This window comes from Georgenia sp. Z1344, from assembly GCF_049856295.1.
In the GTDB taxonomy this organism is placed as follows: domain Bacteria; phylum Actinomycetota; class Actinomycetes; order Actinomycetales; family Actinomycetaceae; genus JB111.
In genome coordinates, this window is record NZ_JBNDMZ010000008.1 from 99,656 (window position 1) to 113,010 (window position 13,355).

Sequence of the window (13,355 nt, forward strand, 5' to 3'; positions counted from 1 at the left end):
TCGTCACGACGCTCCTTGGGGGACAGGGGTCCTGCGGGTGCGCTCACGCTAGGACTGCCCCGGGCGCCGGACAACGGTGTTCGGGCGCCCGCGGGCCGATCCGGGAGGCGGTCGAGTACCGGGCACGTGCGTCCGGGTGGTCGCCGGGTGGTGGGTGCGCGCGGAGCACGTGGCCGGGTGCACGGGCCGCGCGCCGGGCGCCCGGATCAGCGCCCGCGGGCCCGGCTCAGTGCCAGCCGTCGAGCCAGATGTAGCAGGCGACCGTCGCGACGACGAAGAAGCCGAACATGACGACGGTCAGCCAGGCGTTGACCTCGGGGACCTCGTCGGGGTCCTCCTCGGTCGCGTCCTCGGGAGCCTCGGTGGCGTCGTCGAGGTCGGAACTCTGGTCGAGGAGCTCGTCCGCGGTCGGGTCGTCGACCGCGCCTCCGTGCCCGACCTCCTCGCGGGTGCGGCGCGGGTCCTGACCGGCGCTCATGCGGCACCCGCCAGGTGCGAGACGTCGGCGACGAGGCCGACCGCGAGGACGACGAACACGACGGCGATGAAGCCCGTGTACATCCAGCGGCCCTTGTGGTCGGTGGCCCAGAACCGCCGGAGCGCCGAGATGCCGCTGACGACCGCCACCGCGCACAGGGCGATGCCGACCGGCGCGGCGAGGACGCCGGCGATGCTGAGCAGCGGGACGAGCACCGGGATGAGGACGTAGGTGACGAGGCAGCGCACCGCCGAGACGACGAGCGAGAGCCGCAGCCGCCGGTGCGCCCCCGCGTCGAGACTGCGGTTGGTGCGCCGGACCCGCAGCAGGCGGCGCATGAAGCGGTCCGCCGCGGTCTCGCGGGAGTCGGTGGGGAAGGCGGGCGAGCGGGTCCCGGGCGCGACCGTGCGCGCGTCGTGCTCGGTGCGGGTGCTCACGGGTGCCTCTCCTGCCTCGGTGCTCGTCCGTCAGGGTACCGCCGCCGGGTCGCACCGGCGGGCGAGTCCCGCGCGGAGGTGCTCGACCGCGGCGTGGACGCGGGCCGGGGCGCGCCCGCCGCCGTCGTGCAGGGCGACCACGTGGGCGTCCGGGGTGGGGACGTCGGCGAGGACCTGGACGAGCGCCCCGCTGCGCACGTGCCGGCCGACGTCCCACGTCGACCGCATCGCGAGCCCTGCTCCGTCGAGGCACCACTGCGTGACGGCGGTCCCGTCCGTGCAGGTGAGGTGGCCGTCCACGGGCACGGCGACCGGCGCGCCGCCGACCTCCAGCTCCCACGTGGAGGACCCCTCGTCCTCGAGGACCACCAGGCACTCGTGGTGCGCGAGGTCCTCGACGGTCCTCGGTGTGCCGTGCCGCTCGAGGTAGGCGGGGGAGGCGACGACGATGCGCCGGTTGGGCAGCAGCAGGTGGAGCTCGAGCGTGGAGTCGGGGACGCGGCCCACGCGCACCGCCAGGTCGAAGCCCGGCAGCGAGGCGCCCAGCGGCAGGCTCGAGAGCTCGAGGCGGACGTCGAGGCCGGGGTGCTCGGCCTGCAGCTCGCGCAGGAGCGGGGCGACGTGGCTGCGGCCGAGCCCCACCGTGCTGACGACGCGGAGCGGCCCCGCGATCCGGTCCGGGCCCGGGCGCAGCGAGTCCTCGAGGTCGCGGACCTCCTGGAGGAGCTCGGCGGCGCGCTCGGCGTACCGGCGGCCCTCGGGGGTGAGCTCGAGCCCCCGCGCGCGGCGGTGGGCGAGCGTGGTGCCGAGGCGCTGCTCGAGCGCGCGCAGCCTGCGGCTGACGGCGGAGATCGACATCCCCCAGTGCCGGGCGGCCCCGGTGAGGGTCCCGGCCGCGGCGACGACCTGGACGAGCTCGAGGTCGTCGATCTCCGAGGGCATGCGTCGCTCCCTTGCTCGGGGCGCAAGCCGCATGTGTCGCGAGCGCCCTCCCGTGCCGCGGGCGGCAAGTCTAGCCTCGGTGTGGGACCACCTGTCGGGGGAGAGGGACACCTCGACGGCCCGACGACGAAGGAGCGTGCACGTGTTCCCCGACTTCCAGCCTCTCGACGTCGAGCTCGACGGTGTCCGGGTCCGCGGCCGTCTCGGGCCGAGCACCGGCCGGCCACCCCTGCTCCTGCTCCACGGCCACCCGGAGACGCACGTCATGTGGCACCGCGTGGCGCCGCAGCTGGCCCGGCAGTTCGACGTCGTGCTCCCCGACCTGCGGGGTTACGGCCGCTCCGGCCGGCCCGCCCCGGGACCCGACCACGCCGCCTACAGCAAGCGCACGATGGCGCGCGACGCCGTGGAGCTCATGGCGGCTCTCGGGCACGAGCGGTTCGCGGTGGTCGGCCACGACCGCGGGGCCCGGGTGGCGGCGCGTCTCGCCGGGGACCATCCGGACCGGGTGAGCGCCGCGATGCTCCTCGACGTCGCCCCGACGCTCGACATGTACGAGGCGACCGACCGCGCGTTCGCGAGCGCCTACTGGCACTGGTTCTTCCTCATCCAGCCCGCGCCGATGCCCGAGGCGCTCGCCGGGGCGAACCCGCGCGGCTACGTCGAGGGCGTGATGGGTGCGCGGCACGCGGGGCTCGCCCCGTTCCCTCCCGAGGTGCTGGACGAGTACGTGGCCGGGTTCGACGGCGCCGAGCGCGCGGCCGGCGCGGCCCACGACTACCGCGCCGCGAACGGCATCGACCTCGAGCACGACCGGGCCGACCGGGCGGCCGGCCGGCGGATCGAGGTGCCGCTGCGGGTGCTCTGGGCGCGGCACGGCGTCATCGAGCGGCTGTTCGACCCGCTGGCCCTGTGGGGACGGATCGCCGACGAGGTGTCCGGGCACGCCGTCGACTGCGGCCACTACCTCCCGGAGGAGGCGCCGGACGAGATCGTGCGCGAGATCCGGGAGTTCCTCGGGGCCTGAGTGGGGCGGCGCCGGGAGCGCCCGCGGCATCGCGGCGCCGCGATGCCGCGGGCGCCCGGGACGAACGGGCCGCCCGGGCGCCGCCCTCGTCAGCCCTGCGCGACGCGAGCGGCGATCGCGGAGCCGAGCTCCGCCGTCGTGGCCGTCCCGCCGAGGTCCGGGGTGAGCGTGCTCGCCTCGGCGATGACGCTCTCGAACGCGTCGACGACCGCCGCGCCCGCCTCGGTCTCGCCGAGGTGGTCGAGCATCATCGCGGCGCACCAGATCTGGCCGATCGGGTTGGCGATGCCCTTGCCCGCGATGTCCGGGGCCGACCCGTGGACCGGCTCGAAGAGCGAGGGGAAGGTGCGCTCGGGGTTGATGTTGGCGCTGGGCGCGATGCCGATCGTCCCGGTGGTGGCGGGCCCGAGGTCGGAGAGGATGTCGCCGAACAGGTTCGACGCGACGATGACGTCGAACCAGTCCGGGTGGAGGACCGCCTGGGCGGTGAGGATGTCGATGTGGAACTTGTCGACGTCGACGTCCGGGTAGGCGGCCGACATCTCGACGACCCGCTCGTCCCAGTAGGGCATGGTGATCGAGATGCCGTTCGACTTGGTGGCCGACGTGAGGTGCTTCTTCCGCTGCTGTGCGAGCTCGAACGCGTAGCGCAGGATCCGGTCGATGCCGGTGCGGGTCATCACGGTCTCCTGGACCACCGTCTCGCGGTCCGTGCCCTCGAACATCTTCCCGCCGATCGAGGAGTACTCGCCCTCGGTGTTCTCCCGGACCACGAGATAGTCGACGTCGCCGGGGGCGCGGCCCGCGAGCGGCGAGGGGATGCCCTTGAGGAGCTTGACGGGGCGCAGCGACACGTACAGGTCGAAGTGCCGGCGGAACTGCAGCAGCGAGCCCCACAGCGAGACGTGGTCCGGCACGACCTCGGGCCAGCCGACGGCGCCGAAGAAGATCGCGTCGAAACCCTTGAGCGTGGCGAACCAGTCGTCCGGGAGCATCTGGCCGTGCTCCTGGTAGTACGCGGCGCTGGCGAAGTCGAAGTGCTCGAGCTCGAGCGAGAGGCCGAAGCGCTCCGCGGCCGCCTCGAGGACCTTGACGCCCTCGGGGACGACCTCGGTGCCGATGCCGTCGCCGGCGATGACGGCGATCCGGTAGGTGCTCATGCTCTCCTCCACGGGGCAGCTCCGGCGGGGCCGGGTGCCACGACGCCGTGGGGGTCCACGCTAGGGGCGGCGCGTCGCCCGCGCGCGGGCGGGCCGGGCAAGAGTCGTTTGCGTGGGGCGCAACGCTGGGCGCCGGGGGAACTGAGCGGCGGCGGTCCGGGCAAGCGTCGGGATGTCCCCGCGGGCGGCGCCAGGCGTCCGTGCGTGCGTCGAGGGTGGGGGTCTCCCCCCGCACGGGCGTCAGCGGCCCGAGGGCGGGTCCGGCTCGAACTGGGCGGTGAGCGACCGCAGCTGGTCGGCCAGCTCGGCCGCCTCGTCCGGCGAGATCCCGGCGAGCAGCTCCCGCTCGGCGGCGAGGAGGGCGGTCATCGTGCGGTCGACGCGCTCGAGCCCCTCGTCGGTCAGCCGGACGCGCACCACCCGCTTGTCCGCCGCGTCCTGGGTGCGCTCGACGAGCCCGGCGGCCACCATCTTGTCGATCCGGTGGGTCATCGTCCCCGAGGACACGAGCGTCTCGGCCACGAGCCGGGTCGGGGTGAGCTGGTACGGGGCACCGGCACGGCGCAGGGCGGAGAGCACGTCGAACTGCCAGATCTCGAGGGCGGGGCCGGCGAGCGCGCGTCGCCGGGCGAGGTCGAGGTGCCGGGCGAGGCGGGTGACGCGGGAGAAGACCTCGAGCGGCGCGACGTCGAGGTCGGGGCGCTCGCGACGCCAGGCCGCGACGATGCGGTCGACCTCGTCCGTGCCTCGTTCCGCCATGGATCGAGATTACTCGACGTCGAGACACCTCCGGCGAATGAGCGGACGGTCCGCACGGACGACGACGAACCGCAGGCTCGATGGACCGTCACCCTGGACCGCACTCTCGACCAGATGGGGGCGCGCACCCGTTCATCGAGAGTGCGGTTGGGGCCCCAACCGCAATCTCGACGACGACGAACCGCAATCTCGACGAACGGGGTGGGGACGCGCACGACGACGGCGGGGGACAGGCGCTCCCGCGCCCGCCGCCCCGCCGTCGTCGTCGTGAGGGGTGTCAGCCCTTGAGGGCCTCGCTCAGCTTGAGACGCCCACCGGTGTGCAGGATGCCGCGACGGTAGACGCGGCCGGCGATCCAGATGAGGAACGGGATCGTCGCCGCGGCGATCGCCACGGCGATCAGCGCCTCGACCGTGCTGGCGCCGAAGCCCTGGCGCATCGGCATGATGAACGGCGAGAGGAACGGGATGTAGCCGAGGATCTGCGTGAGCAGCGAGTCCGGCTGGTTCGGGACCAGGTACATGGCCACGTAGAACGGGACGAACTGGGCGAACATCAGCGGGGTCGTCACGGAGCCGATCTCCTCCTGGCGCGAGACCAGCGCGGCGAAGCCGCCGAAGACCACGGTCCAGATGCCGAACCCGACGAGGAACCACACGAACGCCCACACCGTCACGGTGCCGATCGGGATGCTCAGCGACGGCAGGAGCCCGGCGATCGCCAGGGCGCCGATCATGCCGCCCACGATCACCACCATGTAGACGAGCGTGTACAGGCCGATGCCGAGCACCTTGCCGGTGAGCAGCTGGGTGGGCTTGATCGTCGCCAGGAGGACCTCCACCACGCGGGAGGTCTTCTCCTCGACGACGCCGGTCGCCACCGTGGCGCCCGCCGTGAGGATGGCGAAGAGCATGAGGGAGATCGTCGCGATCCCTGCGGCGTAGGCCTGCCCGTCGAAGTCGGGACTGTTGAAGCCGGTGGCCGCGCCCTCGAGGATCTCCACCTGCGGGGTGCTCGAGGCGATCGCACCTTGCACCTCGGCGGGGTCCCCGCCGAGCTCGGTGATCTGGGTGCTCAGCGCCTCGGTCTGCGCCGCGCCGGCGATGGTCCCGAGGAGCTGCTGGTCGGGATCGGTGCGGGCGTGGACGGTCAGCGCGTCGCCGTCGCGCGAGACGACGATCTCGGCAGGGTCCTCGTCCCGCTCGAGCTCCTCGGCGAAGGTGCCGTCGGCGGTCTCCTGGATGTCGAGGGGCACGTCCTGCGTGCTCGACGTCGTCTGCAGGTAGGGCACCAGCGACGCGGCGGACTCCTCGACGGCCACGACCGTGCCCGTGTCCTCGCCCTGGCTCGAGTCCCAGATCTTGTAGCCGACGCCCGCGGCGAGGATGACGACGAGCATGACGATCATCGAGATGATCGACGACTTGGCGAGCAGCCGCGTGCGGAGCTCCCGCTTGATGACCAGACCGACCGCGCTCATCGACGCGCCTCCTTCGTCTTCTTCCTGCCCGAGCCTGCGTCCTCGTGCCCGTCGCGCCCGGCGCTGCCGTCCTTCTCCGCGGCGGAGCTGTCGGAGACGACGTCGCGGAAGAGGTCGGCGAGCGCGGGGCGCACCGGACCGAACTCGACCACGGGGCCGTGGCGCAGCGCCTCGGTGATCAGTGCCTGCTCGGCGCCGGCCGATCCCTCGGGGAGCATGACCTGCGCGGCGGACTTGCCGGCCCCCACCTCGATGTTCTCGGCGACGGCGCCGGGGACCGAGCCGGCGATCGGGGCGAGGTCCAGACCCTCGGCGTCGACGACGACCCGCCAGACCGGCTGGCCCACCGTGCGGAGCTCGTCGATCGTGCCGAGCGCGACCATCTTGCCCGCGGCGATGATCCCGACCCGGTGGCACAGGCGCTCGACGAGGTCGAGCTGGTGCGAGGAGAAGATGACGGGGACGCCCGCGGCGGCGCGCTCCTTGAGGACGTCGCTCATCACGTCGACCGCGACGGGGTCGAGGCCGGAGAACGGCTCGTCGAGGACCAGCACCTCGGGCTCGTGGACCAGGGCGGCGGCGAGCTGCACGCGCTGCTGGTTGCCCAGGGAGAGCTTCTCGACGTCGTCGCCCCGCCGGTGGGCCACGCCGAGGCGCTCGGTCCACCTCTCCATCGCGGAGGTCGCCTCCTGCTTCGACATGCCGTGCAGCCGGGCGAGGAAGACGAGCTGCTCGCCGACCTTCATCTTCGGGTAGAGGCCGCGCTCCTCCGGCATGTAACCGACACGACGCCGGGCGTCGAGGTCGAGGACGCTGCCGTCGTGCCGGACCTCGCCGGAGTCCGCGGCGAGGACGCCGAGGATGATCCGCATGGCGGTGGTCTTGCCCGCGCCGTTCGACCCGACGAAGCCGAAGATCTCTCCGGCCCGCACGGTGAACGACAGGTCGGTCAGCGCCCGGACGTTGCCGTACGCCTTGCTGAGCCCGTTGAGCTCGAGATCACCCACGTGTCCCCCTTCGTCCGCTCTGGCCGACGTCGAGGGGTGCCTCTCCCTGCCGGCTGTGTGCGGGGCCAACCGTACGGGCTGTGACGTGAGCGACCGCCTGACGTCCGTCATGAATCGTCCGTGAGGCTCGTCCGCGCTCGCGGGGGTCCGTGGCCACGCCGGTGACCGGCGGTCAGTCACCGGCGGTGTCAGTCGCCGGTGGCGTGGATCCGGGGCTCCCGGCGCAGCCCCTCGAGACCGTGCCAGGCGAGGTTGACCACGTGCGCGGCGACGTCCTGCTTGCCCGGCGTGCGGTTGTCGAGCCACCACTGACCGGTCAGGGCGATGAGCCCGACGAGCATCTGCGCGTACAGCGGCGCCGCTTTCGTGTCGAAGCCCCGCGCCTTGAACTGGGCGGCGAGCAGATGCTCGACGTGCGTGGCGACGTCCCCGATGAGGGAGGAGAACGTGCCGGTGGCCTGGGCGACGGGGGAGTCGCGGACGAGGATGCGGAACCCGTCGGTGTGCTCCTCGATGTAGTCGAGCAGCGCGAGGGTGGTGCGCTCGACGATCGTGCGGGGGTGCCCGCCGACACGGATCGAGCCGATGAGCACGCCCTCGAGCAGCTGGACCTCCCGGTCGACGACGACCGCGTAGATGCCCTCCTTGCCTCCGAAGTGCTCGTAGACGACCGGGCGCGAGACCTTCGCGCGCTGCGCGATCTCCTCGACCGACGTGCTGTCGAACCCCTTCTCGGCGAACAGGGTGCGGGCCACGGCGACGAGCTGCTCGCGCCGCTGCCCGGCCGTCATCCGGGTGCGCTGCCGTCTCGTCTCGCTCGCCACGCCCGCCATTGTGCCTGGCGCCCGGTCCGCGGGACGGTCAGGCTTTGGCAGGATGGGTCAGCGCCTCGACCGCCCGCGTCGGCGGCCGGCGGCGGTCCGCCCTGGTGTAACGGCAGCACGCAGGCCTTTGGTGCCTTGAGGTCCGGGTTCGAGTCCTGGGGGCGGAGCCCCGGCGGTACAGTGGCCGGGTCGCGCGCCCAGGCCGCGCCGACGCCCAGGAGAGTCGCACCCGAGGAGAACCCGCGTGACCCAGACCCGTCCGGCTGCTGTCGTCGTGCTCGCCGCCGGGGCGGGGACCAGGATGCGCTCGGCCACCCCGAAGGTGCTCCACGCCGTCGGCGGTCGCACGCTGCTGGGCCACGCGCTCACGGCCGCCCGCCAGGTCGACCCGGAGCGTCTCGCCGTCGTCGTGCGCCACGAGCGTGAGCGCGTCGCCGCCTTCGTCACCGAGTCCGACCCCGCCGCGCTGCTCGTCGACCAGGACGAGATCCCCGGCACCGGCCGCGCCGTCCAGTGCGCGCTGGACGCCCTCGATGCCGCCGCGGCCGCCGACGGCTCGCTCCTCGTCATGGCGGGGGACACCCCCCTGCTCGACGGCGACACGCTCGCCGCCCTCCTCGAGGCCCACGCGGGCTCGGGCAACGCGGTCACGGTGCTCACCGCCGAGGTCCCCGACCCGTTCGGCTACGGCCGGATCCTGCGCGACGGCGAGCAGGTGGTCGGCGTCGTCGAGGAACGGGACGCGACCGATGCGCAGCGGGCGATCACCGAGATCAACACCTCGACCTACGTCTTCGAGGCGGCCGTCCTGCGGGAGGCGCTCGCCGGCCTCGGCTCGGACAACGACCAGGGCGAGGTCTACCTCACCGACGTCGTCGCCGCCGCCCACGGCAAGGGCCTGCCGGTGCGGGCCCTCAAGGTCGACGACCCGTCGACGGTCGAGGGCATCAACGACCGCGTCCAGCTCGCCGCGACCGCCGCCCGCCTCAACGACCGGCTCCTCGCGCGGTGGATGCGTGCCGGCGTGACGATCGTCGACCCGGGCACCACGTGGATCGACGTCGACGTCGAGCTCGCCCGTGACGTGACGATCCTGCCCGGCACCCAGCTCCACGGCACGACGGTCGTGGCCGAGGGCGCGACCGTCGGTCCGGAGACCACGCTCACCGACTGCGAGGTCGGTCCGGGCGCGAAGGTCGTCCGCACGCACGCCGAGCTCGCCGTGGTCCGCGCCGGCGCGAGCGTCGGCCCGTTCGCCTACCTGCGCCCCGGCACCGTGGTCGGCGACGAGGCCAAGGTCGGCACGTTCGTCGAGCTGAAGAACTCCACGCTCGGGCGCGGCGCCAAGGTCCCGCACCTCAGCTACGTGGGCGACGCCGACATCGGCGAGGGCACGAACATCGGCGCCGCGTCGGTGTTCGTCAACTACGACGGCGTCCACAAGCACCGGTCGACGATCGGCGCACACGCCCGGACCGGGGCGGACAACATGTTCGTCGCGCCCGTGCAGGTCGGCGACGGCGCGTACACCGGCGCCGGCACGATCGTCCGCCACGACGTCCCGGCGGGCGCGCTGGCGCTCAACGACTTCGGCCAGAAGGTGGTCGAGGGCTGGGTCGAGAGGAAGCGGCCGGGCACGGCGGCCGCGGAGGCGGCGTCGGCCGCGAACGGCTCGGGGGCAGGTGCCGGCGGCAGCTCGTCGTCGTCGGCCTCCGACCCGGAGCCGGCCGCGGAGGAGGACCCGACCACGGACGTGGGCCGGGACAGCGACGGCGCCGCGGCGCCCGGTGAAGGGAGCACCCGATGACCGGCATCCACGCCAGCGGCGAGAAGCGACTCGTGTTCGTCGGGGGCCGCGCGCACCCGGAGCTCGCCGACCACGTCGCCCGCGAGCTCGGGATCGACCCGCTGCCGACGACCGCGTACGACTTCGCCAACGGCGAGATCTACGTCCGGTTCGACGAGTCGGTGCGCGGCACGGACGCGTTCGTCCTGCAGTCCCACACCACGCCGATCAACCAGTGGCTCATGGAGCAGCTGATCATGGTCGACACGCTCAAGCGCGCCTCGGCCAAGCGCATCACGGTGGTCGCGCCGTTCTACCCCTACGCGCGCCAGGACAAGAAGCACCGGGGCCGCGAGCCGATCTCCGCGCGCCTCGTGGCGGACCTGTTCAAGACCGCCGGCGCCGACCGCCTGATGAGCGTCGACCTGCACGCCTCGCAGACGCAGGGCTTCTTCGACGGCCCGGTCGACCACCTGTTCGCCATGCCGATCCTCGTGGACTACGTCCGCGGGCGCGTGGACCTCGAGAACGTCGCCGTGGTCTCGCCCGACGCCGGGCGCATCCGCGTGGCCGAGCAGTGGGCCGCGAAGTTCGGCGGCGTCCCGCTGGCGTTCGTCCACAAGACCCGCGACATCACCCGGCCCAACCAGGCCGTGGCCAACCGCGTGGTCGGTGACATCGAGGGCCGCACCTGCGTGCTCGTCGACGACCTCATCGACACCGGGGGCACTATCGCCGAGGCCGTCAAGGTCCTCAAGGCGCAGGGGGCCAAGGACGTCATCGTCGCGGCGACCCACGGCGTGCTCTCCGACCCGGCCACGCAGCGGCTGTCCGACTGCGGCGCCCGCGAGATCGTCGTCACCGACACCCTGCCGATCACCAAGCACTTCCCGCAGCTGACGGTCCTGCCGATCGCCCCGCTGCTCGCGCGCGCGATCCGCGAGGTCTTCGACGACGGGTCGGTCACCTCCCTGTTCGAGGGCCGCTCCTAGGGACTGTCCGGGCCGGGTACCGATCAGCCCGCCGGCAGCTCCTCGGCCAGCCACGCGGTCGTCCCCGCCCACGCCGCCGCCGACGCCTCCGCGTGGTGGAACCCGGGCAGCGGGTTGTCGAACGCGTGCCCGGCGCCGGGGTGCCGCACGAGCCGGACGCCGTCGCGCGCCACGGCCTCCTCGATCCGGTCCACCTGGTCCGCGGGGATGAACGCGTCGTCCGTGCCCCAGTGGTGCAGGGACGGAGCGGTGACGCCGGGAGCCCGGTCGAGCAGGGTCGGCAGCGCCGAGCCGTAGTACGCGACGAGGGCGGCCACACCCTCGCCCTCCCTCGATGCCGCGTCGAACGCGACCCCGCCGCCCCAGCAGAACCCGAGGAGCCCCGCCGGACCGCCGACCTCCGAGCGCAGGTGGGCGAGCGCGGCCCGGGTGTCCGCCACCGCCCCCTCCCAGTCGGTGGCGCCGGCGATCCCCATCGCGCGCCCGAGCGCCGCCTCGTCCCCGCCCTCGACCACCTCGTCGCCGGTGCGCCAGAACAGGTGGGGGACGAGCACGGTGTACCCGAGGGCCGCGAGGTCGGCGGCGCGGTCGAGCACGTACCCGGTCACCCCGAAGATCTCCTGCACGACGACGAGGCCCGCACCCGCGCCGCGCGGTCCGGCACCCTCGCCGTCCGCGTTCGTCGTCGTCGGGCGGACGAGGTCCGCGGGCATGGGCCCGGCATCGGTGGTCACGGTCACGCGTTCGCTCGCCATGGACGTCAGTGTGCCGCAGGCCGCAGGATCGGGCCCTGTCGCGCAGGGACGGAGCCGCTAGACTCTCCGGGTTGCCTCGGCGAGGGACGACGGACGGGCAGGTGCCCGCATCCGGGCCACAGGTCCGGTCGTCCGTGATTCGACGCGGCGGAGCCCAGCGCGTCCGTCCGCCGTCCCGCGCCGAGGCCCGCCGCCCCGATCCGTCACGAACCCAGTGGAGCACCCATGGCTGACAAGACCGTCATCACCGCGAACGTCCGCACCGAGTTCGGCAAGGGCGCTGCCCGCCGCACCCGCCGCGAGGGCCGCATCCCCGTCGTCCTGTACGGCCACGGCACCGACCCGCAGCACCTCTCGCTGCCGGCCCACGAGACCTTCCTCGCGCTGCGCGGCAACGCCAACGCGCTCCTCACGCTCGACATCGAGGGCACGGAGCAGCTCGCGCTGACCAAGGACGTCCAGGTCGACGCCGTCAAGCGCACCATCGAGCACGTCGACCTCCTCCTCGTCCGCAAGGGCGAGAAGGTCGAGGTCGACATCACCGTCCACACCGTCGGCGAGTCCGCCCCCGGCACGATCCACACCGTCGAGAGCCAGACCGTCACGGTCACGGCCGACGCGACCGCGATCCCCGAGTACGTCGAGGTCGACATCGAGGGCCTCGAGGAGGGCTCCGTCGTCCGCGTCGCCGACCTGCCGGCGCTCCCCGGCTCCGAGTACGTCACCGACCCGGAGACCTCGGTCGTCCTCGTCACGGTCCCGCGCATCTCCGAGGAGGACCTCGAGACCCCGGGCGGCGAGGACGAGGAGACCGAGGGCGAGGCCGCCGAGTCCTCGGACGAGTCCTCCTCCGACGACGAGTCCTCCGACGACGACGCCTGATCCTTCCCGCCCCGGCCCACTGCGGGCCGGGGCGGACCGACCCCTGCGGGCGGCCTCGCCGTCGTCGCCCGCGCGCAAGGAGTGAACGCCCGTGGCTGACAGCGACCTGTGGCTCGTCGTCGGGCTCGGCAACCCGGGTCCGCGCTACGCGGGCAACCGGCACAACGTGGGCCAGATGATCGTCGAGCTCCTCGCGCAGCGGGGCGGCGCCGAGCTGACCACCCACAAGTCCCGCGCGAGCGTCGCGGACGTGCGGCTCGGCACCGGTCCGGGCGGAGTCCCCGGCCCTCGGGTGATCCTCGCCCGCCCCGGCTCGTACATGAACCTCTCCGGCCCGCCGGTGGCTGCGCTCGCGCAGTTCTACTCGATCGAGCCGGGCCGGGTCCTCGTGGTGCACGACGAGCTCGACCTCGCCCCGGACACGCTGCGCCTGAAGATCGGCGGCGGCGAGGGCGGCCACAACGGGCTGCGCTCGATCACCCGGTCCCTCGGCACCAAGGACTACGCGCGGCTGCGGGTCGGCATCGGCCGTCCGCCGGGCCGGATGGACCCCGCCGACTACGTCCTGCAGAACTTCTCCGCCGCCGAGCGCACCGAGCTCGGCGTCACGCTCGAGATCGCGGCCGACACGGTGGCCGACGTCGTCACCGAGGGGCTGCAGCGCACCCAGATGCGGCTGCACACGGCCGACTGACCGGCGCCGGCAGGCCGCCGCGTCACGTCCCATCCGTCGCCTGCCCCGGGTACGCCCGTACCGGCGGTCACGGATCGTCCGGCGCGGCCGACCGGCGCGGCCGTCACGGCCCGGTGACCGCTGCCCGCGCCG

The 13,355-nt window shown here is 73.5% G+C and carries 14 protein-coding genes and 1 tRNA gene; 6 read left to right on the forward strand and 9 right to left on the reverse strand.

What is annotated here, in order from left to right; genetic code table 11:
• Positions 1–226: 226 nt before the first annotated feature.
• Genes ACPYO6_RS10175 through ACPYO6_RS10185 form a run of 3 tightly spaced genes read right to left on the reverse strand, consistent with a single transcriptional unit; the run spans position 227 to position 1,857 of the window.
• The gene (locus ACPYO6_RS10175; protein WP_425714747.1) at positions 227–478 is read right to left on the reverse strand and encodes a hypothetical protein; all 252 of its coding nucleotides are present in this window, start codon (positions 476–478) and stop codon (positions 227–229) included.
• Positions 475–915, reverse strand: a complete 441-nt coding sequence (locus tag ACPYO6_RS10180; protein ID WP_425714748.1) for a hypothetical protein — start codon at positions 913–915, stop codon at positions 475–477. The genes ACPYO6_RS10175 and ACPYO6_RS10180 overlap by 4 nt, the downstream gene beginning before the upstream one ends.
• 30 nt (positions 916–945) lie before the next feature.
• Positions 946–1,857 carry a LysR substrate-binding domain-containing protein gene (locus tag ACPYO6_RS10185; protein WP_425714749.1) on the reverse strand — a complete coding sequence of 304 codons (912 nt, stop codon included), beginning with the start codon at positions 1,855–1,857 and terminating at the stop codon, positions 946–948.
• 142 nt (positions 1,858–1,999) lie between these two features.
• On the opposite strand from ACPYO6_RS10185, the gene ACPYO6_RS10190 reads away from it, so the two are divergent.
• On the forward strand, positions 2,000–2,884 hold the full coding sequence (locus ACPYO6_RS10190) for an alpha/beta fold hydrolase (protein ID WP_425714750.1): 885 nt from the start codon (positions 2,000–2,002) through the stop codon (positions 2,882–2,884).
• A gap of 89 nt (positions 2,885–2,973) precedes the next feature.
• Here ACPYO6_RS10190 and ACPYO6_RS10195 read toward each other — a convergent pair whose 3' ends face one another.
• The 5 genes from ACPYO6_RS10195 to ACPYO6_RS10215 form a co-directional block, all read right to left on the reverse strand.
• The gene (locus ACPYO6_RS10195; protein ID WP_425714751.1) at positions 2,974–4,044 is read right to left on the reverse strand and encodes a tartrate dehydrogenase; all 1,071 of its coding nucleotides are present in this window, start codon (positions 4,042–4,044) and stop codon (positions 2,974–2,976) included.
• 240 nt (positions 4,045–4,284) lie between these two features.
• Entirely contained in the window at positions 4,285–4,803 is a 519-nt protein-coding gene (locus ACPYO6_RS10200; RefSeq protein ID WP_425714752.1) for a MarR family winged helix-turn-helix transcriptional regulator, read from the reverse strand.
• Between the two features lie 277 nt (positions 4,804–5,080).
• Positions 5,081–6,283: an ABC transporter permease gene (locus ACPYO6_RS10205; RefSeq protein ID WP_425714754.1), complete on the reverse strand. Its 1,203-nt coding sequence runs from the start codon at positions 6,281–6,283 to the stop codon at positions 5,081–5,083.
• Positions 6,280–7,290 carry an ABC transporter ATP-binding protein gene (locus ACPYO6_RS10210; protein ID WP_425709356.1) on the reverse strand — a complete coding sequence of 337 codons (1,011 nt, stop codon included), beginning with the start codon at positions 7,288–7,290 and terminating at the stop codon, positions 6,280–6,282. The genes ACPYO6_RS10205 and ACPYO6_RS10210 overlap by 4 nt, the downstream gene beginning before the upstream one ends.
• A gap of 188 nt (positions 7,291–7,478) precedes the next feature.
• Complete coding sequence (locus ACPYO6_RS10215) at positions 7,479–8,081, reverse strand: TetR/AcrR family transcriptional regulator (protein ID WP_425714850.1); 603 nt, start codon at positions 8,079–8,081, stop codon at positions 7,479–7,481.
• A gap of 128 nt (positions 8,082–8,209) precedes the next feature.
• On the opposite strand from ACPYO6_RS10215, the gene ACPYO6_RS10220 reads away from it, so the two are divergent.
• The 3 genes from ACPYO6_RS10220 (at position 8,210) to ACPYO6_RS10230 (ending at position 10,892) form a co-directional block, all read left to right on the forward strand.
• Positions 8,210–8,281: transfer RNA gene (locus ACPYO6_RS10220), tRNA-Gln, on the forward strand.
• Positions 8,282–8,358: 77 nt separating this feature from the next.
• Positions 8,359–9,921, forward strand: a complete 1,563-nt coding sequence (gene glmU / locus ACPYO6_RS10225; protein ID WP_425714755.1) for a bifunctional UDP-N-acetylglucosamine diphosphorylase/glucosamine-1-phosphate N-acetyltransferase GlmU — start codon at positions 8,359–8,361, stop codon at positions 9,919–9,921.
• Complete coding sequence (locus tag ACPYO6_RS10230; RefSeq protein WP_425714756.1) at positions 9,918–10,892, forward strand: ribose-phosphate diphosphokinase; 975 nt, start codon at positions 9,918–9,920, stop codon at positions 10,890–10,892. The genes glmU and ACPYO6_RS10230 overlap by 4 nt, the downstream gene beginning before the upstream one ends.
• A 23-nt stretch (positions 10,893–10,915) precedes the next feature.
• On the opposite strand, the gene ACPYO6_RS10235 is transcribed toward ACPYO6_RS10230, so the two are convergent.
• Entirely contained in the window at positions 10,916–11,647 is a 732-nt protein-coding gene (locus tag ACPYO6_RS10235; protein WP_425714757.1) for a dienelactone hydrolase family protein, read from the reverse strand.
• 225 nt (positions 11,648–11,872) lie between these two features.
• On the opposite strand from ACPYO6_RS10235, the gene ACPYO6_RS10240 reads away from it, so the two are divergent.
• Positions 11,873–12,529, forward strand: coding sequence for a 50S ribosomal protein L25/general stress protein Ctc (locus ACPYO6_RS10240; RefSeq protein ID WP_425714758.1), 657 nt, complete (start codon positions 11,873–11,875; stop codon positions 12,527–12,529).
• 91 nt (positions 12,530–12,620) lie between these two features.
• Positions 12,621–13,223: an aminoacyl-tRNA hydrolase gene (gene pth, locus ACPYO6_RS10245; protein ID WP_425714759.1), complete on the forward strand. Its 603-nt coding sequence runs from the start codon at positions 12,621–12,623 to the stop codon at positions 13,221–13,223.
• Positions 13,224–13,355: the final 132 nt, after the last annotated feature.